The following is a 26419-nucleotide window of genomic DNA, read 5'->3' as shown; positions in this document are numbered from 1 at the left end:
ACTGGAACCGATAAAGGGCCAGGCGCCATCTCCCCGATCAATACAATACAGTGAAGATGCGCGTTATGACTCGCAGGTCACGCTATTTTGCCTAATCGGTTGCAGATCGGGTTATTCGACCAACGACCAATCCAGCGGCGTACCGCGCTTGATGGCCGTGCGAGCGCAACGACCAAGAACCGCCTCGGTGTGCTTGGGCGGCAGACCGAGACCCGGGCGAATGGCGCGCACATTGGCAGTGGTGAAGGCCTCACCGGCGACCATGTCGGTGGTGACGTACAGCGAGCGGCGGTAGACCAGCGACTTGCGCTCGGCCTCGGTGGGACCGTATTGCACCTGGCCCATGGCTTGCCAGGCGCGCTCGGTCTCGAGCACCAGACTGGCCATTTCCGCAGGTTCCAGCGAGAAACTGGCATCCACCCCACCCGCCGAACGGTCGAGGGTGAAGTGTTTTTCCACCACCGTTGCACCGAGCGCCACGGCCGCCACCGACACGCCGACGCCCATCGAGTGGTCAGACAGCCCGACCTCGCATCCAAACAGCTCACGCAGATGCGGGATCGTGCGCACGTTGCTGTTAAGCGGTGTCGCCGGATAAGTGCTGGTGCACTTGAGCAACACCAGATCCTTGCAGCCAGCCTCGCGGGCAGCGCGCACGGTTTCATCGAGCTCTGCGATGCTGGCCATGCCGGTAGAAATAATCAGCGGCTTGCCAGTGGCGGCGACACGACGAATCAACGGCAGATCGGTATTTTCGAAACTGGCAATCTTGTAGGCCGGCACATCGAGGCTTTCGAGAAAATCCACGGCGGTGTCATCGAACGGCGTCGAGAACGCGAGCATCCCCAGTTCCTTGGCCCGAGCGAAAATCGGCGCGTGCCATTCCCACGGTGTATGAGCCTTTTCATACAAGTCATACAGCGAGGTACCGGCCCACAAGCTGCCCGGGTCCTTGATGAAGAACTCGCCCTCGGCCAGATCCAGGGTCATGGTCTCGGCGGTGTAGGTTTGCAGTTTCAAGGCATGCGCCCCGGCCTTGGCGGCGGCCTCGACGATTTGCAGAGCAACGTCCAGCGACTGGTTATGGTTGCCGCTCATCTCGGCAATGATGAACGGCGGCGCGTCGGCACCGATCAGACGGTCGCCAATCTTGAAACTAGGCATGCGGGTGATCCTTCAAAACACGGGTGAACACGCAGGCACTTTGAGTGAACCCGGCGTCGCGAAAAACATTCAGTGAGGCCTGGTTGGCCGGCAACACTTGAGCGGTGATCGCGCTCATCTGCGGCCAATGTGCAGAGGCGAACGCTTCGCCCCGCGCCAACAGTGCACCGCCCCAGCCGAGACCAAAACGCCCTTGCAGCAAATACAGCGAGACCTCCGCGTCAAAACCACGCAAGTCATAGCGCAGAACACCGACCGGGCCGTCATCGCCTTCAGCGACCAACAGCAGCCGCTGAGGGTTACGCAAGCTCGCAGTCAGCCAGTCCAGATGTTGCTTCCAGTCGATAACGCCAGCGTCCAGTGACCAGCGGCGCACCGCCTCGGCATTGCGTCCGTCAAACAACAACTGCGCGTCGTCCAGCGTCGCCGGGCGCACCTTGAGCACCGCGCCCGCCAACGCCACCGCAACCCGCAGCGCGCCGCGCCCATCGACCAATTGCCGCGAACGTTCGGCCAGGCTTTGGCGCAGATAAACATTGTCGACGACCAAGCCGATGGCTTGGCGCAATTGCTCGACGCTGACCTGCTCGCGGGCGCCCAAGAACACATGCGCGCCAGCCGCCGCCATGACTTCGCCGTTGGCATACTGATTATTCGACACAGCTATGCAGATCGTTGGCAGCCCCAGTGCCGCGCGCTCCCAACTGGTGCCACCGCCGGCGCCGATAAACAAATCGGCCTCGGTCATGCGTTGATGGAAATCGCTGACAAAACTGTGCAATCGCCAATTCGGCCGTGTCTCGGCCAGGGCCTGCATCTGTGCCCATGCCGGGTTGTCGGCGCCGGCGACGAAATCTACTTCGAGCTCGGGAAAATCCGCCAGCGCCAGCATCGCGTGATGAGTCTGCATCGCCGCGTCGAAGCCGCCGAAATTCACCAATACCCGGCGAGCCTTGGACTTGATCTCGATGGCCGGGCAAATGAACTCCTCGCGCAGCATGGCAAAACGCGGCCCAAGCAATGTGCGACAACCGTCAGGCAACAGCGGCGCGTAATGCTCGCTCAGGCCGGAGAGGTTCTGATTAAGCAGCAGGTCAACGCTATAGCGCCGAGTGGCCAGATCATCCACTGCTGCAATCCGTGACGCCCAACGCCGGGCCGCCGTTTGCCAGTGATGATCGAGGCCATAGTGGTCGGCAATGATCCAGTCGAACCCTTCATGGCCGTCGAGCAATACATCCAGCGCATCAATGTCCGCTTGCCACGGCAGCATCGATTCGATGGCCTGCTGTGGATCTTCTTCGGCATAGCGTTCGGGTAATGCGAACGTCTCGAAACCTTCTTCCTGCAACGCATCAAGCCGATGCCCCGGCAAGCGCCGACAGGCAAATGCGACGTGACTGCCCTGCTTGCGCAACACCCGGGCCAGCGTCAGGCAACGGGCAATGTGACCGCTGCCGATGGTCGGCGACGCGTCCGCACGGATCAGCACTCTCATTGCACTTCCCCGCCAGCCTTGAGCGCGGCATACAGGTATTCGGCGCGTTTCCAGTCTTCGACGGTGTCGATGTCCTGCACCAGATGCCGAGGCAGGATTACCGGCAGACTGGCAGGCGAATACAAGACCTCACCGCGCATCCATGCCTCGCGTCGGCCCCAGTAGAATTGACCGGCATCCTGGAATGCTTCAGGCAGATCCTGCGAGCGGGTATTACGAAACTCCGGATACAACGCCGTCAGCGCCCCCTGCCCGTCCAGCGTCAACGCGCGCTGCACGGGAAAACCAAAGCTGCAAACAGAAAACGCGAAGGACTTGTCGCACTGCTGCTCCAGCAATTCGAAGCCTTCACGCAGAAACCGCGCCTGTAACAACGGGGCCGTGGCATAGACGCAACAGGCGTAATCAAACGCTGGCAGTTGCTGCAAGGCATGCACGATCACCGCTGCCGTGCCGGTGAAATCATCGGCCAGATGCGCAGGACGCAAAAATGGCACCGTGGCGCCATGAGCCCGCGCGAGCTCGGCGATTTCTTCGTCGTCAGTACTGACCACAACCTCGTCGAACAACCCCGAGTCCAGCACCGTGCGAATCGAACGGACAATCATCGGCACGCCATCGAACGGCGCAAGATTCTTGCGCGGGATGCGTTTGCTGCCCCCGCGGGCCGGGATGATTGCAACGTTGCTCAAGGGCGTTTTTCCAGAAGGAACCAGGTGACGTCGTCAGCAGGAAATTGTGGGTCACGGTGATACACAAAGCCGTAATCCAGCAGGTGCAGATCAGCGTAGCGATCGAGCATTTCACCGGCGAAATCGCGTTTGAACAGTTTGCCGCTGTTGCCGCGGTAGGACACTTCCACCGGCGCCGGATTGTAGTACTCCGCGATCAGGATATAGCGCTGGCTGAGCTCGTACAGCTGCGCGTAGGCCTTCGGCAACAGTTCCGGGGCAAGATGAATCAACACGCCTTTGCTCAGCGTCAGATCGTAGGAGAGTTCGCAGGGAAAGTCGAACAGCGAACCGTGCCAGATCTTTGCGATGTTCAGTGCTTTGGCCTGTGCACAGGCATTGGCGTTGATCTCGACGCCGGACAACTCGCATTGCGGCAACAGTTGATGCAGCGCCTGCAAGTTGTTCCCGACATTGGTACCGAGTTCCAACAGGCTGTCGATCCGCCCCGTTCTCGCCAGCGCCTTGGCAAACAACGCCAGATTGGCCGCCACCAGCGATTGCCCGACGTTGCGCGCAACGTACTCGTTGCCGAAGTCACCCTGCCAGAATTGTTCCTGTTCACTCAGATTGCGCATTGCCATTTCCCATCCACCGCCACAGCGGTGTTCACTCAGTCAACCGTCGCAATTGCTCGACCACATAGTCCTGCTGCTGATCGCTCAGCAAAGGAAACAGCGGCAGGCTGATCGCTTCGGCGTAATAGCGCTCCGCTTCGGGAAAATCTCCCTCGGCGAAACCCAGGTCGCGATAGTACGGCTGCAAATGCAGTGGAATATAGTGCAGATTCACCCCGACTCCGGCCGCGCGCAAGCCTTCGAAGACCTGGCGGTGGCTGAGATTGATCCGATCGGTCTGCAAGCGGATCACATACAGATGCCAGGCGGATTCAGCGAGCGGTTGGGCGCTCGGCAAGGTCACAGGCAAATATGTCAGCAAATTCGCGTAACGTGCGGCCAGCTCGCGTCGACGGGCGATGAAACCGTCCAGTTTGTGCAGTTGCGACAAACCGAGTGCGGCTTGCAAGTCGGTGATCCGATAATTGAAGCCCAGTTCCACTTGCTGGTAATACCACGGGCCGTGGCTGGCTTCAGTCATCTGCTGCGGATCGCGGGTCATGCCGTGGCTGCGCAGGCGTTGCAAGCGCTCGGCCAGTTCCGGGCGATTGGTCAAGACCATGCCGCCCTCGGCACTGGTGATGATCTTCACCGGGTGGAAGCTGAACACGGTCATCGCGGCGAATTCGCCGCACCCGACCGGCCGCCCCGCGTAGGACGCACCGACCGCATGAGAGGCGTCTTCGATCACCGTGAAGTTGTAGCGCTCGGCCAGTTGGGCAATTCTGCGCATATCGCAGCTCTGCCCGGAAAACGCCACCGCCACAAGCACTTTGGGCAGCACGCCATCGCGCTCGGCAGCGTCGAGCTTACCGGCCAGGACTTCAGCATCGAGGTTCCAGGTCAGCGGGTCGATATCGACAAAATCCACGTCGGCGCCGCAATAACGCCCGCAGTTGGCCGACGCCAGAAAAGTATTCGGCGTCGTCCACAAGCGATCGCCCGGCCCGAGTCCGGCGGCCAGGCAGGCAATGTGCAGCGCCGCCGTGGCATTGCACACCGCCACCGCATAATCGGCCTGACAGCGCTCGGCCATGGCCTGCTCGAAGCGCTCGATGGTCGGCCCTTGTGTGAGCCAGTCAGACTTCAACACCTCGACCACGGCGTCGATATCTGCCTGATCGAGGCTTTGCCGACCGTACGGAATCATACCGAGAGCTTCGCGTGCAGGTCGGCGATCTGCCCCACCGAGAGGAAATGCGGATTAGTGTCGGAACGGTATTCGAAGTCTTCGCTGACCGGCCGGCCGCGCTCACCGAGCTTGTCTTCGGCGAAATCGACGTCAACGCTGGTAAAGCGGATCGACGGCTGGATGGTGTAGTGATCGGCAAACTCCAGGGTCATCCGCGCATCGTCCAGCGGCACCATCAACTCGTGCAGCTTCTCGCCCGGACGAATGCCGACGTGCTTGTGTGGCAGGTGCTCGGCCATGCCCCGGGCCAGATCGACGATGCGAATCGACGGGATCTTCGGCACAAACACTTCACCGCCGTGCATGCGTGCAAAGCTGTCGAGGACGAACTGCACACCGTGATCGAGGGTGATCCAGAAACGTGTCATGCGTTCGTCGGTGATCGGCAGCTCTTCAGCGCCCTCGGCGATCAGTTTGCTGAAGAACGGCACCACCGAGCCACGGGAGCCGGCGACGTTGCCGTAGCGCACCACGGCAAACCGGGTCTGCTGTTCGCCGGCAATGTTATTGGCGGCGACGAACAGTTTGTCCGACAGTAACTTGGTTGCGCCGTAGAGGTTGATCGGGCTGGCGGCCTTGTCGGTGGACAGCGCAACGACTTTCTTCACGCCATTGTCGATGGCTGCGGCGATGATGTTTTCCGCGCCGTTGACGTTGGTGCGAATGCACTCGGTCGGGTTGTATTCCGCTGCCGGCACTTGCTTGAGCGCGGCGGCATGCACGACGTAGTCGATGCCGCGCATGGCCTGACGCAAACGGTCGGCATCGCGCACATCGCCAAGGAAATAGCGCATGCACGGCGCGTTGAACGTCTGCTGCATTTCGTATTGCTTGAGTTCATCCCGGGAGAACACCACCACGCGCTTGGGCTGGTATTGCTCCAGCAGGCGGCGGATGAAATTGCGCCCGAACGAGCCGGTGCCGCCGGAGATGAAAATCGATTTACCGTTGAACATGTCTTGAGTCCTGTTTCCTGATCGTCAGGCTTAGGCGAGCAACTGCGCCCAGTCGATGCTGGAGGCCTGGCCGAGGGTAAAGCCCTTGTCGGTCAGGGAAAGGTTCGGGTTGCGCGCCGCATCCTGAGCGAAACGTGCCGACCATTTGTCATGCAGCGCGGCGGCGGTTTGCGTGACTGGCGGCAACAGGCCCGGATGTTGAATCTGTGCCTGCGGGCACCACACGGTAAGGTAACCGGCATCCGCGACTTTCAGGCACAAGTCGATGTCGGCGAAGGCGCTGTCGAAATGCTCCTCGTCCAGGCCACCCACGGCGTCGAACAGCGCCTTGCGAATCATCAGGCAGGCGCCGGACACCGCCGAATAGCTCTGCTCGACCTGATTGCCGAACAGGTAACCGGCAGCGTCTTTGCTTTCACCGATAAACACCGCATTGACCTGACCATCACTGCCCAGCACCAGACCGCCCTGGGTCGTGGCGCCACGGCCGTCTACCAGTTTGGCGCCCACGATACCAACTTCCGGACGCTGAGCCTGATTGAGCAATGCATCGAGCCAGTTGGCGTTGACCACCTCGGCCTCGGCCGAAAACAGCACCAGGTACTCACCTTTGGCTTCGCCACTGGCGAGGTTGTACAACGCCGACTCGCTAAGCCGCTCGCCGCTGCGTAACACGCGAATGCGATCGCCCTTGCCCTGTAGACTGTCCAGCCACTCAAGCAATTGCGGCGATTGACTATGGTTGTCGACCAGCAGGATTTCGTGGCGCTGGTAGCGGGTTCGCTGCAACAGGCTGACCAGCGCTGTTTGCAGGTGTTCGAGATTGTCCTGGCTGTGCAGGATGATCGACACCATCGGTCGCTCGCTGTGCTGGTAGTCGATCTGCCAGGTTGACGGCAACTTCGAACTGACCTGACCACGGTAACCGCGCTGACTCAGATGCCGCGTCAGGGTCTGGCGTTCATGGACATTTTCTTCAGCCTTCGGTGCGTTGCAGATCAGCAAAGGCTCGGCCAGATGCGCCAGACCGGCGAGGCCGCCGTCTTCGATCAGCCGCAGCAACAGGTCCAGCTCCAGCGCTTCGGTGTACTCGCTGGCAAAACCTTTGGCTTGCACCAGCGCATCACGCTGGATCAACCAGTGACGCGCCATCAGCGACGGCACGGTTTGCAGCAGGTCGAGATTCACGCCCGGGCGGAACGCGTGCGTCAGTTCGCCGCCCGGCTGGCGATGGATTTCATCCATGGCCACGGCCCGCACGCCTTCGGCACCGATGAGTTCCAGGCTGGCCCGCAACAGGCCGCTGACGGTGAACTGGTCGCCCGCCTCGGCCAGCAACAGCCAGTCGCTGCTCATTTGCGCGATGACCTGATTGATCCGCTCCACATAGTTGGAGGCGCTGACTTTGACGAAGTGCACGGTGTCGCGCACGGTGGTCGTGGCCGGCAGTTCGCCAGCGGTGAACACCACCACTTTGAAAGCCTTGTATTGACCGCCGACCAGGCTGTCGAACGTTGCCTGAAGCTTGACCATGTCGGCTTCCAGGTCCAGCAACAGAATGCCTACCTGCGGTCCGCCATTGTGCTTGGCCAGATGGCGGGCGATGGTCGGCAATTGCGCCGCGTGCGGATTGCGTGCCTCCAGCCATTGCAGCAGCCGCCCGCTCGGCATGTTCTCGAACAACTTGCGGTCAGCCTGCCCCGGCACCGAGTTCAGACGCTGCAGCCACGCTTGCAGCTTCAGCCCTTCTTCATGCTCATCGCTGCCCAGCAACGACTCGGCAAGACGCTTGACCACTTCACGGTTGAACAGGTTGAGGGTCAGCGCTTCCCAGAGCCGTGCGCGAATCGTGCGCTCGTCGTCGTTAGGGTGCAGGCGCATCAGCTCATGCTGACGCAGCAGCACGCCTTCGAGCTCCTGCAACTGCACGCGACCGGCCGGCATGGCGTGTAGCAGGAATTCGAATTCGGTCAGTAAATCGAACATCGGCTTGTTGTAGAACGGCATTTCCACGAACTGCTCGGGAGCGAAAGAACGTACCGGCTCCTTATCGCATTCAATCCACGCCGAACGGAAAATCGGTGCGCCCGCCAGCGAAACACCCTTGAGCAAACAATTGGCCATCTGGGCAAAGGTGTTCAGCGCAATCTGCTTGATCGCGGCCGGATCCTGGTCGCTGAGCGGCGTCTTGATCGTTGCCAGAAACTCAGCGAACTGCTCACGCTCTGCCACGGTTTTCGCGTCCTGATAAGCAAGGACGGTCAGCACGTTGGTGTTGTGATCCGAATTGCCATAGTTCACTTCACGCACGGCAAACGGAATCGGAAGAATGCGCGCCTTGGCACAGGCCAGCAGATAGAACGAGTGACCGATTTCCTGCCACTCGAAGCTGGTACCTGGCGGTAACTGGCTGTACCACTGTTGCAGCAGATCAGTGCGGGTCACGGCATAGAACGGCGGCAGAAACTGCCCCATGAAGTCCATGATCCGGGTTTCAGCGTCTGGCGAGTCGTAGTCTTCCTGCACGCGCTTGTCGCGGCGGTAATAGGTGACTTCGTTGGCACGGGTCAGGTACATCATCCCGTAGCCATGGCACACACCGTAATCGGTGTTGGCGTGCAGGAATTCGACCGACGCAGTCAGCGCGTCGTGAATCAGGAAGTCATCGTCGGCAGCGAACACCATATAAGGCGTCGTGACCTGCGCGACACCCCAGGTCAATTTGTCCTGCAAGCCCTTGTAGGTGTACTGCGGCAAATGCCGGTAGTCGACCGACGGAAAATCCACAGCGATGCGGTCGTCGCACTGCACGGACGAATCCAGCACCAGCACCCTGGCCGGGTAACTGCTGTAGTACTGCAAGGTACGACGCAGGAAGGCACTGCGGTTGTGGGTGATGACCACCACCGTGAACAGCTCGTCCAGCGGTGTCACATTGGCTTGAGTACTGCTTTGAACCTGCATTTTCCTATCCCCACAACCGGCCAGTCGCCTGAAGTCTGAAACTGTTTTTGATTAACGAACGCGACGCAGATAGCCGTCCGGCGCCACGGTGATCAGCAGTTTGTTTTGCAGCTGCTGGTCGATCTCGAAATCCTGGTTCTCTTCCAGGTATTTCCACACCGCGGTTTTCGGGTTGTCGCCCGGGCCCCATGGACGGTCCGGGAAGAAATCGGCCGGCATGTCTTCAACCACGGTGTCCATGACCACGCAGTAGCTGTCGACCGACACCAGCGGTGCGTACAAACGCAGCTCTTCCAGCACATGATCGTGGGTGTGGTTGGAGTCGAGGACCAGAATGACTTTCTTGCCCTTGGCGGCGGCTTGAACCTGTGCAGCGATGGCCGGGTCGATGCTCGAACCTTCGATCATCTTGATGCGCTTGGCCATCGGGTGGCTTTCGATCGCTTCACGGTTGTGCGGGCGAATGTCGAGGTCGATGCCCAGCACTTCGCCGTGGCCTTGCAGCTCCAGCAACGAGGCGTAGTAGATGATCGAACCGCCGTGGGCGATGCCGCACTCGATGACCAGATCCGGCTTGACCTGCCAGATGATCTCCTGCATCGCCATCATGTCTTGCGGCAACTGGATGATCGGGCGGCCCATCCACGAGAAGTGGTAGCTGTACTTGTGTTTGGCCGATTCGTTGAAGAAATCACGGGCCAGGCCCGTCAGCTTCTGGTCGTCACCCTGTTGGGCGATCTGCTCGCGGCACTCGGCTTCGAAGGCTTTGTTGATGCTGTTGTCGGTCATTTTAATAATCTCAAGGGTCACTGAAACGAAGCGCTGTCGACGGCGTGATAGACGTAGCGTCCACCGGTCATCCGCTTGATCTCTTCGAGGTAATTGGAATTCATCACAAACAGGTGGGCGCCTTCGGGCAGCGCGTCCATCGCTTCCTGGGGCGAGGACACCCGCGCGCCGCTCAGTGGCAGATAACGCCCCTGTTTGGCCGGGTTGATATCCACCACACGGTCTACGGCCACACCGGCGCGCTGCAGGAACAGCGAATAGATCACGCCCTTGGACGAGGCGCCCCAGATCGCCGAACCCTGCTCGGGGGCAGACTGAATGATCTGCACGGCGCGATCGAGGCTGGCGGTGAACCCGTCCGGCAGCGTCAGGCGTGGCACCGGTTGTTCCGGGGTCAGGCGTAACGTCGACAGGTCGGCGACGATGTACAGGTACTGGCCACCGAACAGGTGGCCGGCCTCGTGCACGGTGCCGAACATCCGGCGCAGGTCATCGAGGCGGAAATAATTGACGTGTTCGTAGAACAGGTCGAACCAGGCCTTGTGCTCGAGGATCCAGTCAAAGCACGGCACTTCGATGTAGATCTGCCCGCCCTGGTTGGCTTCGGCGATCACCGACAGAAAGCTCACCGGGTCTTCGATGTGTTCCAGCACATGGCGCAGCACGATGGCGTCCGCCGCCAGGCCAAGGCCACGGGTGAACGGCGCCTTGATCACGTCGGCGTTGTCGCCTTCGTAGGCCGGGTCGATGCCGGTGATCGAATAGCCGAGGCCCTTGAGCAACTCCAGAAAGTAGCCTTTGCCACAGCCCACTTCGATCAGTTCCTGGCCCTTGAAGTGTTTAGCGATGATGCCTTCGACATCGCGCAGGTGCTGCTGGAACTGGCCGGAATGCGCCTGCTCGTTCTGATAGTCGGCGTCATAGCTGAGCTTGTCGGCATCGAACGCAGCGTTGAAGATCAGACCGCTGCGCTCATCCTGCACCAGCAGCATGTCGGCGCTGGCCGAGGCTTTCGCCGACTCCGGGTCGGCGAAGGTGCGGTTCTGCAACACCGGCAGGTCGGTGACCCGATACAACTCGTGCCTCATTGCGGCTCTCCCAGTAGCTGTTGCAAACGCTCGGTCACCGCCCAGAACGCCATCGGTTCGTGGGTCGGGTAAGGGTAGTGACCTAGGTTCAGATTCAGTGCCGCGCCGCGTTCGCGCAGGCGTTCTTCGACCAATGAACGCACCGACACCGGTTGGCCACTGGCGCAATTGATCACACCGTCGAAGTCGCGCTGCTGCAGGATCGCGGCGAGGTAAGCGGTTGCGGTGGCAATCGGCAAAAAGTCACGCAATTGCTCACCGCCAGACATGTTGAACGACGCGTCTGCGGCATCAATCGCCCGGTCCAGCGCTGCAAGCAGACTGTTGGGGTTCTGCCCTTCGCCATGCAGATAAAACAGGCGCGCCCACTGTAGGGTGAACGGCATTTCCTGCTGCAGGTTTTGCAAAAACAGGTGCAGCGTGTGTTTGGCCAGACCGTAAGGATTGCTCGGCTGGGGCTCGACGCTTTCACTGAGCGGGCCGCTTTGCAGGCCGTACTCGAAGCAGGTGCCGGTGACCAACACTTGCCGCACACCCGCCTCGACCGCGCCTTTGATAAAGCGGTAGTCGGCCATCAGGTTGTGCTCGAAGTGGAACAGCGCCCGATAGTTCGGCAGGCCCGGCCAGGCCAGATGCGCGAGTACGTCGATGCCCTCGGTCAGCGCGGCGACATCGAGTTCGGCGGCGTGAATATCCGCCGCAACGAACTCGACGTCATTGATCCACGGCATGCCTTGTGCGGTTTCTACGTTGCGCGCCACGGCACGAACGGCGTCGCCACGAGCAAGCAACGCCGCCACCAGATGCCGGCCGACGAAGCCCGTAGCCCCGGTTACCAGGACTTTCACAGGACTTTCAACTCAGGCACGGCGATCACGAAGCGCCCGTCCCATTGCCGCACCTGAGCCAGTTGCTGACTGACTTCGTGCAACAGGTTCCATGGCAGCACCAGCACGTAATCCGGTTTCTCGATGTCGATCTGTGCCGGCGCGACAATCGGGATGCGACTGCCCGGCAGGAACTTGCCCTGCTTGTGCGGGTTGGCATCGGCGACCCAGGCCAGCAGGTCGGGTTTGACCCCGGCGTAGTTGAGCAAGGTGTTGCCCTTGGCGGCGGCGCCATAGCCGACCACACGTTTGCCGTCGGCCCTGGCCTGCAACAGAAAGCGCAGCAAGTCATGCTTGATGCGCTCAGCGGCGGGGGCGAGGGTCGCGTAGTAGCCGGCGGTTTTCACCCCGGCCTCCAGCTCGGCTTGCAGCTGTTGTTGCACCGCCGGCTGCACCGCACGACGCTGGCCATCCTTGCGCTGCACGAACACCCGCAGCGATCCGCCGTGCGTGCTCAACTGACTGACGTCGAACACTTCCAGGCCATTGCGTTCACACAGGGTCTGCACGGCGGTCAGCGACAGGTACGAATAGTGTTCGTGATACAGCGTGTCGAACTGCGCGCCAGCCATCAGCGTCAGCAGTTGCGGGAATTCGAACGTTGCTACGCCGGCTGGCTTGAGCAGCGTCGCGAAACCACCGAGGAAATCATTGATATCCGGCACATGGGCGAGCACGTTATTGGCGGCCATCAGGTCGGCGCCCCAGCCTTCGCTGCGCAGCTGTGCAGCCGTCTCACGACCGAAGAACAGTTCACGAATTTCCAGGCCCTTTTCCCGTGCTGCTTGCGCGGTGCTGCGGGTCGGCTCGACGCCGAGGCACGGGATGCCACGACCCGCGACGTACTGCAGCAGGTAACCGTCGTTGGCCGCGACTTCAACCACGCGACTGTCGCCCGTCAGGCCAAAGCGCTCGACCATCTCGGCGACATAACGCTCGGCGTGGGCCAGCCAAGTGCTGGAGAACGAACTGAAGTAGGCGTACTCGGCGTCGAACAGACTGTCGGCGCGGGTGTAATCCTCGGTCTGCACCAGCCAGCATTGCTGGCACACGGCAACCTTCAACGGCACCCATTGCTCGGCCTGTTCCAGGCGATCGGCGTGCACGTAGGCGTTGGACGGTGGCGAGGTGCCGAGGTCGATCAGCGGCAGGCTCAGCGGTGCGGCGCACCCACGGCAGTTCATAGACGCACTCCAGCAAAGTGTTGATCGAGCGCGGGATGGCTGGAATCACGCGCTGACAAATTATTGACAGGCAACGGCCAGGCGATCGCCAGCCGTGGATCGTTCACCGACAAGCCGCCCTCGTGCTCCGGCGCGTAATCAGCGCTGTGCAGGTAAAGCAGTTCGGCGTCGGCTGTCAGCGTCTGGAAACCGTGGGCGAACCCGGCCGGAATCAACAGGCTGCGACCGTCGCCAGCCTTGAGGTGCTCGGCGTGCCAGTGCAGAAAAGTCTCGGAGTCCGGGCGCAGATCCACCGCCACGTCCCACACTTCACCGCGCAGACAGGTGATCAGTTTGGCTTCCGGCGCATTGGCATTCTGATAATGCAGACCGCGCACACTGCCCTGCTCGCGGGTGCAGGAATGGTTGATCTGGCGGATGTGAAATTCGCGGCCGAACGCGCTCAGGCTACCCTCGCAGAACAGCCGGGCGAAGTGCCCGCGCTGATCTTCGAAACGCTTGTGCTGGACGCTGAACAGTCCGGCCAGCGGCAATGCCTTCAGGGAAAACTCGCTCACAGCGCGCCTCGGTACAGGTTCAGTTGGCCAAGGGTCACGGCGCGCATGTCATCACCGTTCTGCCATGCCAGGTGCCAGTCGAGGGTCTGGGTCAGGCACTGCTGCAACGTCCAGCGCGGCTGCCAACCCAGTACTTGGCGGGCGCGGCTGCTGTCCAGGCGCAGCAGGCCGGCTTCGTGCAATTCGCTTTTTTCGATGCGCAGACCGCGCGCCTGCGGCCAGCGGCTGGCGAGCAGTTCGACCACTTCGCCGACGCTGCACATGTCCGCCTCGCCCGGGCCGAAGTTCCATGCCCCGGCGTATTCCGGGCCTTGTTCGTAGAGACCGGCAGCCAGTTGCAGGTAACCGGCCAGCGGCTCCAGCGCGTGCTGCCACGGGCGCACGGCTTGCGGGTAGCGCAGGGTCACTGGCTCGTCTGCCGTCCAGGCTCTGAGCACATCGGGAATCAGGCGTTCAGGGGCGAAATCGCCGCCACCGAGGACGTTGCCGGCGCGCGCGGTGGCCAGGGCCAGACCGTGCTCGGCGTACTTGTCGGCCGGGAAAAACGAGGCTGCGTAAGACTGCGCCAACAGTTCGCAGCAAGCCTTGCTGCTGCTGTAAGGATCATGCCCGCCGAGGGCTTCGTCTTCGCGGTATGGCCACAGCCATTCCTTGTTGGCGTAGACCTTGTCGGTGGTCACCAGCACGCAGGCGCGCACGCAACCGACCTGACGAATCGCTTCGAGCAGGTTCAACGTGCCCATGACGTTGCTGGAATAGGTGCCGAGCGGGTCGCGATAACCTTCGCGCACCAGTGGCTGCGCAGCCAGGTGCAGAACGATCTCCGGTTCGGTGTCGGCGATGATTTCCAGCAAGGCGCCAAGATCACGCAGATCGCCGCGCTGATCGTTGATGCCTTCGTGGACGCGCGCCAGTTCGAACAGGCTCGGTTCGGTCGACGGATCAAGGGCAAAACCGCTGACTTGTGCGCCGAGGCTTTGTAGCCACAGGGTCAGCCAACTGCCCTTGAAACCGGTGTGACCGGTAACCAGTACGCGCTTGCCGCGCCAGAAATCCGCACTCAGGCCCATTGCTTCCATGGGGCCTCCCCGTTCTGCCACAGCGCTTCGAGATGGTTCTTGTCGCGCAGGGTGTCCATCGGATGCCAGAACCCTTCGTGCTCGAAGGCTTTCAACTGTTCGTCCGCAGCCAGCCGCGCCAACGGCTCGGCTTCCCAAGTGGTGGAATCATCGGCTATGTACGGCAGCACTTTCGGCGACAGCACGAAGAACCCGCCATTGATCCAGCCACCGTCACCGCGCGGCTTTTCAGTGAAACCAAGCACCTGATCGCCTTGCCGCTCGAGGGCACCGTAACGGCCGGGCGGCTGCACGGCGGTGACGGTTGCCAGACGACCGTGGGCTTTGTGGTAATCGACGAGCTGAGCGATGTTGATGTCGGAAACGCCGTCGCCGTAGGTGAAGCAGAACGCCTCTTCATCTTGCAGATAACGTGCGGCACGCAGCAGACGGCCACCGGTCATGGTTTCCTCGCCGGTGTCGATCAGGGTGACGCTCCACGGCTCGCTGTAGTTCTGGTGCACGTCCATGCGGTTTTCGCGCATGTTGAAGGTGACGTCGGAGGTGTGCAGGAAGTAGTTGGCGAAGAAGTCCTTGATCGCATAGCCCTTGTAGCCCAGGCAGATCACGAAGTCGTGGATTCCGTGGGCGGAATACTGCTTCATGATGTGCCAGAGAATTGGCTTGCCGCCGATCTCGATCATCGGCTTGGGCTTGAGGTGCGACTCTTCACTGATGCGCGTGCCGAGGCCACCCGCCAAAATAACTGCCTTCATCGTCTCCCCTCTTGTTCTTCACCGGGTTCGACCCGCGTTTGCAGGCCTTCTGGCTAAACCTTTGCCTGACTGGGCGCGGCAAAATAGCTGCGAGCGCTCGTTTTATGGCGATTTGCGAGGGTCTTGCAGGAAACGCGCCAGCTCCGCAGACGTTGCGTCGCCGAGCTTCAGGCGCAAAAAAAAGGGATGAATCCGACAGTGGATTCATCCCTTCATCGCCTGTCAGGGTGTCAACACATCAACCGAACATGGCAAACGCATCGCCCGTCACCGGAAGATCGATCACGCCATTCATGACACCTACGTGCCCGACGGTGTTGAAACCGGCATACCAGTCATTGAACTGCACACCGTTGTCGGGCACGCCGCTCCCCGTGTCATTGACGCTGTGCAAACAGACGCTTGCGGCAAGTAGTACCTGTCGGCGAAATCACTTCCGCGAACAGTCTGGTTATCGCAATAACTGCCACCCTCGGCGAAACCGGCGCCCAAGTCCTGTGAACTCGGATCAATCCGGCAACCAGCCCCACAACCAGTGATTAAGGTTGTCACCGCGTAACATGAAATCACGGTGCACCGCTTCCTTCAGTTCGTCGCCCATGCGATAGCTGGCGTCCGGGTCGGCGAGATGCATGCGGATCGCCTGCAGCCATTCTGCGGTGCTGTTGCTGTAGACCTTGGTGCACGGCAGATGGCCACGATAGGCCTCGGTGTCGGTGCAGATCACCGGGTAGCCGCAGGCGCCGTATTCGAGCAGACGCAGGTTACTCTTGCAGTCGTTGAAGATGTGAAACTCCAGCGGTGCAAGGGCCAGATCGAGGTTCAGGCTGGCCAGTTTGAACGGGTAGCTTTGCAAGCTGATGGCCGAGTGGAATTCGTGGATATAGGGACGCAATTCCTCCGGGCACATGCCGAAGAATACCCACTCCACTTCGTTCGCCAGTTCACGCACCACATCGGCAATGATCTCCAGATCACCGGTGTGGCTGGTGCCGCCACCCCAGCCGACTCGAGGTTTGCTGGAGGTGCGTCGACGGCTGGTCAGCGTTGCCCACGGTTCCGGTGACAGCATGTTCGGCACAATGCGGATGTCGCTGTGCATGCTCGATAACGCATCCGCCAGCGGCTGCGTCGTCACCACCACGCGATCGCACAGGGCAATGCCCTCGCGCAGCATCTGCTCGGTGTTGACCGGCTTGTTGCGGGCATGGGTATTTTTCTTCGGTGCACTGACCACGTAGTCGTCGAGCTCGAAAATCCGCAGCGCACTGGAGTACTTTTTAATGCGCAGAATGTCGCTGACCGCACCTTCGCTGTAACGGCATTGCAGGATGATCGAGTCAGGCGCCAGACGCTCGATCTCGACCGTCGACGGCGACTCGTAGGCCCAGCGTCCGAGTGCCCGACCACTGCTTTCCAGCTCGGCCAAGGGTCCGGTCACGCGATAGTGGCCGACGGCCGAACTGTTTACCGGCAAGCCGAGGATCAGCGGCAACGCCCGACTGCAAAACGGGTTCCAGTTATTGCGCAGGGACGGTTCCAGACTGAAGCTCGACACGCCGAGACTGAGCGACGGGCTGTACGCCGGATCCTTGATGATTTTACTCATCCACTGCCGATGGAACGCCTCTTCCTCCTGTTCGGGCAGGATCACCGGCGCAGCCTCTGTCAGCGGCGCGATCACCACACTGGCGTAAGGCGTCCAGACCACCAGATAGCCTTCCTTGCCTGCACGCAGACACAGGTCGACGTCACTCAAGCCACGGGTGTAAGTCACCTCATCGAACCGGCCAAGCTCCTCGAAAACCTGCTTGCGCAGCATCAGGCACTGACTGCTGACCGCGCTCCAGTTCTGCGTCACATGTAAACGCTGCATGTAACCGCGACTGCTGGCCGCCTCGCCGGCAAAGGGCGCACCGACCGGCCCGGCCAGGCCCAGAATCAGGCCCGCGCTGACGATAGCCCCCTCGGGGCTGAGCAACCGCGCACCGACCACGGCGACTTCCGGACGCTGGGCATGATTGAGTAACTCATCGAGCCAGTCGCGTTCACAGATGACCGCTTGCGCGTCAAGCAACAGCAGATATTCGCCACGGGACTGCTCGGCGGCGAAGTTGCGGATCGCGGCAGGATTGTTGTCACCGGCGTAACGCAACACCCGCAACATCGACGCCCCGAGCTGGGCCATGGCGCTCAGCCATTCGAGCATCTGCGAATCAGTGACACCGGCATCGACGATGAGAATTTCGTAAAGGGTATAAGCCGTGCGCTCGATCAGGCTCTCGGTGCAGCGCTGCAAGGCGTGCAGCGAATCACCGGCCTGAATGATGATCGACACCTGCGGGCGCGCCGCATGCCGATAGTCGATGCGGTTGATCAGGGGCAATTCGTCATGACGCATGCGGTGATCGACCCCGATCCGCTGCAGATGCGCCGTCACGACGGCCGCGTTGTAGTCGATGACTGGCGGCAGCGACAGCCATTGCGCGTAGGTCAGGCTCGATTCCACCTGGACCTCGGCAATGTGCTCGATGGTTTGCGGACCGGCCTCTTCCACCAGGCGCCAGAGCAAATCATGCGGCGCCAGTTCGCCATGGACCGGATCAAATCCACCCAGCGCCATGAAACGCTGACGCTCGAACGCCAGCGCTCGCCCCACATACGGATAGGCGCGCATCAGATCGAGGTTGAAGTCAGGCTTGAACACTGGTTCGGTCGATTCGCCGTCGACTTGCGCGCCTTCGTCGCTGTAGGCGCACAACAAGCCCGGCGTGCCGGCGATACGCTCGGCCAGAATCAGCAGCGCCGAATCACGCAGGGTGTCGCCGGCCTGCAACAGGTAAAACCAGTGGGTGCCTTCCAGTTGCGGGATCACCGCGTTGAGCTGTTGTGCCCAATCGGCCTGAAACGGCAACTGCAGCGTGCGCTCATCAGCCTCGCACTGCGCATCCGACAGCACCACCACCGCCTGCGCCGGATAGAGTTGCGCCTTGATGCTCTGCAACGTCGTGGCCAGCGCAGCACTGTCGCCAGCGTTGTCGATCACAATCGGCACGATCTGCGGACGCATCGGCCAACTGGCAATGCGTTGCGGCATCAGCCGTTGCTCGACCTCGCTGAAGCGGCGAATCGACAACCACTCACGATAGAAGTCGGCGTAACTTTCGCTTTCGGCACCGACACGACCACTGACCACCGTGTTGCGGTTGCCGAGGATGCGCGTTACGCACAACTCCTGCCAGGCGTGCGGCAAGTCACCGGTATTGGCCAGATCAATGTAACGCACCCAGCCGGCGGCGGGCGCCGCTTCACCACTGCGGGCGGCGAGCATTTGCTTGAGCCAGTCCCATTCCACCTTGGCGGCCTTGAGCATTTCCGGGGTCTTGCTCAGACGCTCCGGATACAGGCGCTCGGTGCTCAGCACAGTGCTGAGCGAGACAAAATTGCCACGACGCATCAAGCACACGAACAAGGCAAAATCGAGCGTGGCGACGAAACCGGCGCCCTCCTGAATCAAGGCCGGCAGCAGTTCCAGCACATCGGCGCGACGCATCAGTGCCGCACTGAAATTACCGACGAAGTTCAGCGGCGTCGATTCGAAGATCGCCAGCATGTCATCGCCTTTGAACAAGGCATCGTTCGGGCTGAAACGGCAGTTCTCGACCCGCGGCGGCAAAAGGAAGTTGCCGGCGTCGCTGAGCATGCGCAGGGCGAACACCAGATTGGCATCGGCATGCTCGATCAGTGCCTGCGCCTGTAATGCGATGCTTGGTGCAAACAGCCGATCGTCATCGCACAACACCTTGATGAACTCGCCCCGCGCCGCTTCGACGCAGCGCAGCAGGTTCTTCTGCAAGCCCAGTCGCTGCGGATTGCGCAGGTAACGGATAGGATGGGCCGGCTCGGCGAAGGACTCGACGATCTCACGAATCCGTTCATCGGCCGAGTCATCGCATATGACGATCTCGACGTTTTCGTACGTCTGCGCGAGCGCACTCATCAGCGCCTGATCGAAGAAGCGCGGATTGAAGGCGGGGATGACGATACTGACGAGGGGGTGTTGATTCACGACGGGAAACTCTCGAGCGGCGGGTTCCTGCCCTCTTCAGGCAGGAACCCCGTAACCGCTTAGGAAAAGACGGTTGGCAGCTCGACAGGCACAGACTCAGATCTTGTTGAACAAGCCCAGTTGCGCAATCTTGCTGAAGGCCAGTTGCGAAGCCTGCAACATGGTTTGCTGCAGGGTCAGACGGGTCATGACTTCGGCCGGATCGGAATCGCGGATCGACGATTGTGTCTGTGCGTTAGCCAGTACCAGCGACTGATTGGTATCACTCTGGGTCATCAGCGACGAGCCACGACCACCGACCGAACTGATCGCGCTGGACAGCTGATCGGTACCGCTGGCGAGGTTGCCCAGACCGGAAGCCAGACCGGCCTGCAACTGCTGGATCGCCAGGGCATTGCCGTTGGTTGGCGTGTTGAGCACGTTTTTCAACTGGTTCACGCTGTCCAGAATGTTCTGGGTTTCGTGCGTGTTGACGGCAATGCTGAACTGATCGTTGGCCGCCGGCGTACCGCTGATGTTGAAGCTCACACCCGATGCAGTGGCGACGCCGGCGACCACGGTGCCGCTCGACACCGGTTTGCTGTCGGCAGTCAACGGCGCGGCGTACAGATCGAAGGCGGTAGCACTGGTAAATTTCATCACCGCCGAACCGGTCGGGAAACTGGCCTTGTAGTCCGTGGAGTTGGTCACGCTGCTGCCGGTGATCTGCGCCGACGACGGGTTACCCGGGCTGCGGGTACCGGTGAAGGTATCAGGCTTGGCCGCGAGGGTGAACGTATGACCTGGCAGAACGGTGCCCGGTACGTCGCCCGCTTGCAGGTTGATGTTCAGCGTCAGGTCTACGCCGCGAAAGCTTACCGTTTGACCAGCCGTGCTTGCCGGATCGAACGCGCCACCCTGGCTGGCTTCGGCAGTGACATCGTTACCGGCCGAGTCCGTGATCTTCAGTTGAGTGCCGCTGACGAACGACACGCTGTACGGTTCGCCACTGCGGAACTTGCTGTTGTAACTGACATTCGACGACACCTGACCGTTGGACAGCACCACACGGTTGTCATTGACCGCCGGCGCCGTCATGGTGACCTGGCTGCGGCTGGTATTGACGGCTTGCTGGAAGGCTTCCCAGCCGGTGGTGTTGGTGGCCATTTTCATGTTGTCGCCAATGGCCAGGTCGAGGGTCACCTGATCGCCGTTGTAGGCGTAGGTGCCATCGTCATTGCGCGTGAACGGCACGGTGTCGCCCTTGGAGCCGGCGAAAATGTATTTGCCGTTCTCGTCCTTGCTGTTCATCAGGCTGAGCAGTTGCTCTTCGATCTGACCGAGCTCGGAGGCAGTCGCCTGGCGGTCGGAGTCCGTGTAACCGGCGTTGCCGGCACTCACGGCCAGCTCTTTGGCACGCTGCAGCACGTTGTTGATGCTGGTCATCACCGCTTCAGCGGTACCCAGAGTGCCTTTGATCGTGGTGGCGTTGGCTTCGTACTGATCGAGCATCGAAGCCTGCTGACCCAATTGCAGCAGACGCGAGGCACCCACCGGATCGTCTGCCGCGGTGTTGACGCGAACCAGGCTGCTCGCCTCTTCGCTGCTCTTGACCACGTTGGCGAAGTTTTTCTGGTAGTTGGCTGCCGAGGACTCGTAAAACTGGCCAGTAGAAATGCGCATGGTTTACGACTCCTTAAAGACTGTTGATCAGTGTGCTGAAGGTTTCCTGCGCAGCCTTGATGATCTGCGAGGACGCGGTGTAGTACTGCTGGAACTTGACCAGGTTGCCGGTCTCTTCGTCGAGGTCGACACCGGACAGCGAGTCACGGGCGCCCTTGGCGTTGGCCAGAATCGCATCGGTGGCGGCACTGTCGAGCTTGCCCTGAGCGGCTTTGGCACCGACGCCTTCGACCAGTTTGCCGTAAGCATCGGTCAGCGAAATGCCTTTGCTGGCAGAGCCGGTGTCGACGGTTTGTTTGGTCTGCAGGTCAGCGAGGACACCGCCGTTGCGGTTGTCCAGCGTGCCCGGCTGGCTGAGGCTGACGTTGACCGCCGTGCCCTTGCCTGGCGAACCGGCAACGGTCATGTCGAAATTGACGGTGTACTGAGTGGCGGGCGCCGGTGGAATCGCCGCACCGGTCGAGTCCTTGAGCGGAATGCTCAGGCTCAGGGTGTTGGTCTGGCCCGGCTTGATGGTGCCGCTGCTGAGCACGCCACCCTTGGCGTCCAGCAGTTGATAGCCCTGGCTGGTGCCATCTGCCGACGGATCACCAAACACCACTTTGACCGGCGTCGAGTACTTCATGCCGTTCTGCATCGCAGTGGTGGTGGTCGGGTCGTAGATGTCGAACTTGGTGGTCAGGGTCGGCTGACCGCTGGCCGGAATAGTCAGCGTGCCGCTGCCTCCCGGAGCAATGGCGGCGCCCAACGGAGCGGCGATGGCCAGACGCTTGGAGTCGGTCATCTCGGTCTTGATGTTGGCTGCGGCATTGCGGGTCGGGGTGATCTTGAACGTGTCGCCCGCCGCTGCCGTGCCGCCAGTGAGATTCAGAGAGAAGCCGTCGATCACCGGAGCCGGGGTGGTGGTGGTGCTGAACGCGCCCATCGCAGTGCCTTCCGGCAGCCGCTGCACGGTGTAGTCCGTGGCGCTGGTGAAGGTCACCTTGTAATCGTTGATGGTCAGTTTGCCGGAGTCTTTGATGCTCACATCGAAGTTGCCGGAACCGGCACTGTTGCCAATGGTAGCGGTGCTGCGCGAAGCCATGCTGGCCGCGGTGTTGATGCTGTTGAACAGGTTGCCGCCGAAGTCACCGTTCTTGTCGATGCCCTGGCCCTGAATCGAGTTCATCTGATCGGCAACGACCAGCGCGACGCGGCCCAGTTCGTTCATCGCCGGGTCCAGCACGGTGCTGCGATAACGCAGCAGACCGCCGATTTCACCACCGGTAATGCCCGAGGTGATGTCGATGGAAGTCGAACCATTGTTGATCTGGATGCCCATGCGCGACGGGTCGGCCTTGGTTGGCGTGACTTCCAGTTTGCTGGCGGTGCCACCCATGACCAACGGCTGACCGTTGCCCAGGTAGATGTCCATGTTGCCGCCACGCTCGACCACCTGCGCACCGGTGAAGGTGGACAGCTGGCGAATGGTCTCGTTGCGCGCGTCGAGCAGTTCGTTGGGCTGGCCGCCGGCGTTGGAAATTTCGGAAATCTTCTGGTTCAACTGGGCCACGGTGGACGCCAGTTTGTTGACCTGATCGGCCATGCTCGACAGGTTGCCGTTGATGTCCTGGTTCTGCGCGTTCAACTGACTGGAAACCGAGTTGAAGCGAGCGCTCAGGGCCTGCGCATCGCTGAGCAGCAACTGCCGCGAAGCATCGTCACCCGGCTTGGCGTTGACGTTCTGCACCGAGGCGAAGAACTTGGTCAGTGCACCATTGAGGCCGGTGCCACTGTCGGACAGCAACTTGTCCAGCGGGGTGACCTGACCCAGGTACGCCGCGGCATCGCTGTTGAGCGAAGTGGTGGTCTGCAACTGGGCATCAATGTAGCTGTTGTACACCCGGCGCACGTCAGCCAGGGTGGTACCGGTGCCGATCCAGAGATTGCCACTCTGAATCGAGCCTTTTGAATTCTGCACGGTTTGCTGGCGCGAGTACCCGGCCGTATCGACGTTGGCAATGTTGTTGCCCGTCACCATCAAAGAAGATTGGCTAGCGGATAAACCCGACATCCCGATGTTGAGCAAACTCATGGTTCAAACCTTACTGTATGTTTTATAGAGGCGTTGTCGAAACGCCCGCCGCAGCGTAGTTCTGGTTAACGTTCATCTGCTTGGCAATCTGCGAAATCTTGCTCGCGTAGTTCGGGTCGGTGGCGTAACCGGCCTTTTGCAACTCGCGTACAAACTGTTCTGGGTTATCGGCCGACTTCAGCACATCTTGATAGCGATTATTGCTCTGCAGCAAAGTCACCAGATCGTGGAAGCTGTCCTTGTACGAAGCGTAGGAACGGAACTCGGCCGTCTCCTTGACCATCTCCCCGTTGCGGAATTCGCTGGTGATCGCCCGGGCCGAATCGCCCTTCCAGTTACTGCTGGCCTTGATACCAAACAGGTTGTGGCTGCTGCTGCCATCCTGGGCGCGCATGACCGATTTGCCCCAACCGGTTTCCAATGCCGCCTGCGCCACCAGATAGCGCGGATCGACGCCGATACGGTCGGCGGCTTCCTTGGCCATCGGCAGCATGGTGTTGACGAATTCGTCGGCAGAACTGAAGGCTTTTTTCGCCGGCGCCAAGGGAATCTGCGCCATTGCGCGGCCATAGACCTGCATCGACCCGCCGGAGGCTTTTTCGTTTTCGGCACGTGCCAGCCAGTCGCCGTTGTACAGCGGTCCGGCGCCGGTCGTGGCGGCGGTCGCGGCGCGTTGCGGCAATTGACTGGCGGCGGTCGGCGTGGCCGACGGCACCAGACCGGCCAGCAACCGATCGGCCAGTTTCGGCGGCAAGGCCAGACGACGCTGGTTGATCAGCGCCATGTCATTACGGTGAGAAATATCGGTGTTCGGCGCATTCACCGAACGCGATGCCCACAACGGACGTTCGCCATTGAGGCGTGACAACGGCCCGTGGGTGGCGACAGTGCCAGCAGCCACCGGTGTGACCACGGCGGCAGCCTTGGCTTTGGCTTCTTCCTGCTTGGCGGCGGACGCCGCTGCAGCCTCACCCGGCGCCATCGGTTTGTTCTTCGACATCTGGCGCATCAACACGTCGGCCAGGCCAATACCACCGCCCTCGCGCGACAACGACACCGCCAATTGCTGGTCGTACATTTCCTGATACTGCTTGGCTGCCGGCGTGTTGAGCGGGTTGTCCTGGCCCAGCGCTTCAGTGGCCGAACGCATCGACTTGAGCATTTCACCGAGGAACAGCGATTCGAATTCCTGCGCCACTTTGCGCATGTTCGCATCGCTGTTCTTGTCACCGACCTTGAGCTGGTTCAGGCGATTGAGGTCCGAGTACGAACCCGAATCGTTGCTGCTGACCAGACCGCTCTTGCGCATATCCATGAGTGTCGGCCTCAGATCACGATCAGGTCGGCTTGCAACGCGCCGGCCTGTTTCAGTGCTTCAAGAATGGCCATCAAGTCACCCGGTGCCGCGCCGACCTGGTTCACCGCCCGCACGATCTCGTCGAGGGTGGTGCCCGGACCGAACTTGAACATCGGCTTGGCTTCTTGCTGGGCATTGACCCGCGAACGCGGCACGACGGCGGTCTGGCCGTTGGACAACGGACCTGGCTGGCTGACGATCGGGTCTTCGGTGATGGTCACGGTCAGGCTGCCGTGGGTCACGGCGGCCGGCGAGACCTTCACGTTCTGGCCGATGACGATGGTGCCAGTACGCGAGTTGATGATGACTTTCGCCACGGCCTGGCCCGGATCGACCTCAAGGTTTTCCAGGATCGACAGGTAGTCGACGCGCTGGCTCGGATCAAGCGGTGCAGTGACGCGGATCGAACCGCCGTCGATGGCTTGCGCCACGCCAGGGCCGAGCATGTCGTTGATCTTGTCGACGATGCGCTTGGCGGTGGTGAAGTCGGAACGGTTGAGGTTCAGCGTCAGGCTGTTGCCCTGGTTGAAACCGCTCGGCACCGAACGCTCGACCGAAGCACCGCCGGGAATACGACCGGCCGACGGAACGTTGACGGTGATCTTCGAACCGTCGCGCCCTTCGGCGTCGAAACCACCGACCACCAGGTTGCCCTGAGCGATGGCGTAGACGTTACCGTCGATACCCTTGAGCGGGGTCAGCAACAGGGTGCCGCCGCGCAGGCTCTTGGAGTTACCGATGGACGACACGGTGATGTCGACCTGCTGACCCGGTTTGGCGAACGCCGGCAGATCGGCACTTACCGACACCGCCGCAACGTTTTTCAACTGCACGTTGCCCGATCCCGGCGGCACCTTGATGCCGAACTGCGAGAGCATGTTGTTGAAGGTCTGCAGGGTGAACGGGGTCTGTGTCGTCTGGTCGCCGGTGCCGTTAAGCCCGACCACCAGGCCGTAACCGATCAACTGGTTGGAACGCACGCCGGAAATGCTGGCGATATCTTTCAGCCGCTCGGCGTGGGCACCAAAGGCTGCGGACAACAGGGCCGCAGCCAGCATGAGGCTCTTGAAATTCAAAGTCGCCACCTAGAAAGGGAACAGCGGGCTGAGGAAGAAACGGTCGAACCAGCCTGGCTGACTCGCATCGGCAAACGAACCGGTGCCCGAGTAGGTGATACGCGCATCGGCGACACGGGTCGACGACACGGTGTTGTCGGTGGCAATGTCATCAGCGCGCACCAGACCTGCGATCCGCACCAACTCGTCGCCGGTGTTGAGGGTCATCCACTTCTCGCCGCGCACGGCGATGATGCCGTTGGGCAGCACGTCAGCCACGGTCACGGTGATCGAACCGGTCAGGGTGTTGCCCTGCGCCGCCTTGCTGTCGCCTTTGGTCGCACGGTCGCCGCTGTAGCCGACGTCCAGGCTCAGGTCGTTACCGCCCAACGGGTTGTTGGTGGTACCGCTGCCGCCGAACAACGACGTCAGGCCGATGCCGGTCTTGCTGTTCTTGGCCACTTGCGAGTTGGCGTTCTTGCTCGCCTGAGTCTTCTCGTTCAGCGTGATGGTGATGATGTCACCGACGCGGAACGCCTTGCGGTCGCTGTACAGGTTCTGCTCGAAGCCGGCCTGATAGATCGAGCCGTTGTTGGCCGCAGCCGGCAATGGCGTGCGCGGCAACACCGGGGCGTAGTAAGGGTCATTGGGCTTGGGCGTCGGCGCGACGCAGCCCGCGAGCGAGACGACCCCACCCAATGCCAGAACAGATACGAAGCGTTTCATGACCCTACCTCACGG

Annotated in this window: 21 protein-coding genes; all 21 read right to left on the bottom strand. The window is 61.1% G+C overall.

Translation table 11 applies throughout. From position 1 onward, the window contains the following. Positions 1–111 precede the first annotated feature (111 nt). Positions 112–1164, bottom strand: coding sequence for a pseudaminic acid synthase (gene pseI, locus HV782_RS08630; protein ID WP_186748320.1), 1053 nt, complete (start codon positions 1162–1164; stop codon positions 112–114). Beyond that, a complete protein-coding gene (gene pseG / locus HV782_RS08625) occupies positions 1157–2662 on the bottom strand; it encodes a UDP-2,4-diacetamido-2,4,6-trideoxy-beta-L-altropyranose hydrolase (RefSeq protein WP_186748319.1) in 1506 nt (501 codons plus the stop codon). The genes pseI and pseG overlap by 8 nt, the downstream gene beginning before the upstream one ends. Further along, positions 2659–3354 carry a pseudaminic acid cytidylyltransferase gene (gene pseF / locus HV782_RS08620; protein ID WP_186748318.1) on the bottom strand — a complete coding sequence of 232 codons (696 nt, stop codon included), beginning with the start codon at positions 3352–3354 and terminating at the stop codon, positions 2659–2661. The genes pseG and pseF overlap by 4 nt, the downstream gene beginning before the upstream one ends. Beyond that, entirely contained in the window at positions 3351–3971 is a 621-nt protein-coding gene (locus HV782_RS08615; protein ID WP_186748334.1) for a pseudaminic acid biosynthesis-associated methylase, read from the bottom strand. Before HV782_RS08615 ends, pseF begins: the two co-directional genes overlap by 4 nt. A gap of 31 nt (positions 3972–4002) precedes the next feature. Continuing rightward, entirely contained in the window at positions 4003–5160 is a 1158-nt protein-coding gene (gene pseC, locus HV782_RS08610) for a UDP-4-amino-4,6-dideoxy-N-acetyl-beta-L-altrosamine transaminase (protein WP_186748317.1), read from the bottom strand. Continuing rightward, positions 5157–6158: a UDP-N-acetylglucosamine 4,6-dehydratase (inverting) gene (gene pseB, locus HV782_RS08605; RefSeq protein WP_123465717.1), complete on the bottom strand. Its 1002-nt coding sequence runs from the start codon at positions 6156–6158 to the stop codon at positions 5157–5159. The genes pseC and pseB overlap by 4 nt, the downstream gene beginning before the upstream one ends. 30 nt (positions 6159–6188) lie before the next feature. Beyond that, the gene (locus HV782_RS08600) at positions 6189–9122 is read right to left on the bottom strand and encodes a TIGR00180 family glycosyltransferase (RefSeq protein WP_186748316.1); all 2934 of its coding nucleotides are present in this window, start codon (positions 9120–9122) and stop codon (positions 6189–6191) included. 51 nt (positions 9123–9173) lie between these two features. Further along, positions 9174–9911 carry a cephalosporin hydroxylase family protein gene (locus HV782_RS08595; RefSeq protein WP_047292500.1) on the bottom strand — a complete coding sequence of 246 codons (738 nt, stop codon included), beginning with the start codon at positions 9909–9911 and terminating at the stop codon, positions 9174–9176. A gap of 17 nt (positions 9912–9928) precedes the next feature. Then, complete coding sequence (locus tag HV782_RS08590; RefSeq protein WP_123465713.1) at positions 9929–10999, bottom strand: class I SAM-dependent methyltransferase; 1071 nt, start codon at positions 10997–10999, stop codon at positions 9929–9931. Next, positions 10996–11847: an NAD-dependent epimerase/dehydratase family protein gene (locus tag HV782_RS08585; RefSeq protein WP_186748315.1), complete on the bottom strand. Its 852-nt coding sequence runs from the start codon at positions 11845–11847 to the stop codon at positions 10996–10998. Before HV782_RS08585 ends, HV782_RS08590 begins: the two co-directional genes overlap by 4 nt. Further along, on the bottom strand, positions 11844–13070 hold the full coding sequence (locus tag HV782_RS08580) for a class I SAM-dependent methyltransferase (protein ID WP_186748314.1): 1227 nt from the start codon (positions 13068–13070) through the stop codon (positions 11844–11846). The genes HV782_RS08585 and HV782_RS08580 overlap by 4 nt, the downstream gene beginning before the upstream one ends. After that, positions 13067–13627 (bottom strand): dTDP-4-dehydrorhamnose 3,5-epimerase family protein, encoded by a 561-nt coding sequence (locus HV782_RS08575; protein WP_186748313.1) that lies wholly within the window; start codon positions 13625–13627, stop codon positions 13067–13069. The genes HV782_RS08580 and HV782_RS08575 overlap by 4 nt, the downstream gene beginning before the upstream one ends. Beyond that, positions 13624–14706, bottom strand: a complete 1083-nt coding sequence (gene rfbG / locus HV782_RS08570) for a CDP-glucose 4,6-dehydratase (RefSeq protein WP_123465706.1) — start codon at positions 14704–14706, stop codon at positions 13624–13626. Before rfbG ends, HV782_RS08575 begins: the two co-directional genes overlap by 4 nt. After that, positions 14688–15461 carry a glucose-1-phosphate cytidylyltransferase gene (gene rfbF, locus HV782_RS08565; RefSeq protein WP_123465704.1) on the bottom strand — a complete coding sequence of 258 codons (774 nt, stop codon included), beginning with the start codon at positions 15459–15461 and terminating at the stop codon, positions 14688–14690. Before rfbF ends, rfbG begins: the two co-directional genes overlap by 19 nt. Positions 15462–15699: 238 nt before the next feature. Next, positions 15700–15825: a hypothetical protein gene (locus HV782_RS28735; RefSeq protein WP_259741327.1), complete on the bottom strand. Its 126-nt coding sequence runs from the start codon at positions 15823–15825 to the stop codon at positions 15700–15702. Between the two features lie 144 nt (positions 15826–15969). Next, positions 15970–19530 carry a glycosyltransferase gene (locus HV782_RS08560; RefSeq protein ID WP_186748312.1) on the bottom strand — a complete coding sequence of 1187 codons (3561 nt, stop codon included), beginning with the start codon at positions 19528–19530 and terminating at the stop codon, positions 15970–15972. A 96-nt stretch (positions 19531–19626) separates the two neighbouring features. Then, positions 19627–21192 (bottom strand): flagellar hook-associated protein 3, encoded by a 1566-nt coding sequence (locus tag HV782_RS08555; RefSeq protein ID WP_123465700.1) that lies wholly within the window; start codon positions 21190–21192, stop codon positions 19627–19629. Positions 21193–21205: 13 nt separating this feature from the next. After that, positions 21206–23266 (bottom strand): flagellar hook-associated protein FlgK, encoded by a 2061-nt coding sequence (gene flgK / locus HV782_RS08550; protein ID WP_123465698.1) that lies wholly within the window; start codon positions 23264–23266, stop codon positions 21206–21208. Between the two features lie 22 nt (positions 23267–23288). Continuing rightward, on the bottom strand, positions 23289–24581 hold the full coding sequence (gene flgJ, locus HV782_RS08545; protein ID WP_123465695.1) for a flagellar assembly peptidoglycan hydrolase FlgJ: 1293 nt from the start codon (positions 24579–24581) through the stop codon (positions 23289–23291). An 11-nt stretch (positions 24582–24592) separates the two neighbouring features. Continuing rightward, positions 24593–25681, bottom strand: a complete 1089-nt coding sequence (locus HV782_RS08540) for a flagellar basal body P-ring protein FlgI (RefSeq protein ID WP_161794916.1) — start codon at positions 25679–25681, stop codon at positions 24593–24595. A 27-nt stretch (positions 25682–25708) separates the two neighbouring features. Further along, on the bottom strand, positions 25709–26404 hold the full coding sequence (gene flgH / locus HV782_RS08535) for a flagellar basal body L-ring protein FlgH (RefSeq protein ID WP_007965503.1): 696 nt from the start codon (positions 26402–26404) through the stop codon (positions 25709–25711). Positions 26405–26419 lie beyond the last annotated feature (15 nt).

The sequence above is a fragment of the Pseudomonas monsensis genome (assembly GCF_014268495.2).
GTDB lineage: Bacteria > Pseudomonadota > Gammaproteobacteria > Pseudomonadales > Pseudomonadaceae > Aquipseudomonas > Aquipseudomonas monsensis.
Note: the sequence above shows the minus strand (reverse complement) of the source record. Positions and strands in the feature narration are given on the sequence as shown.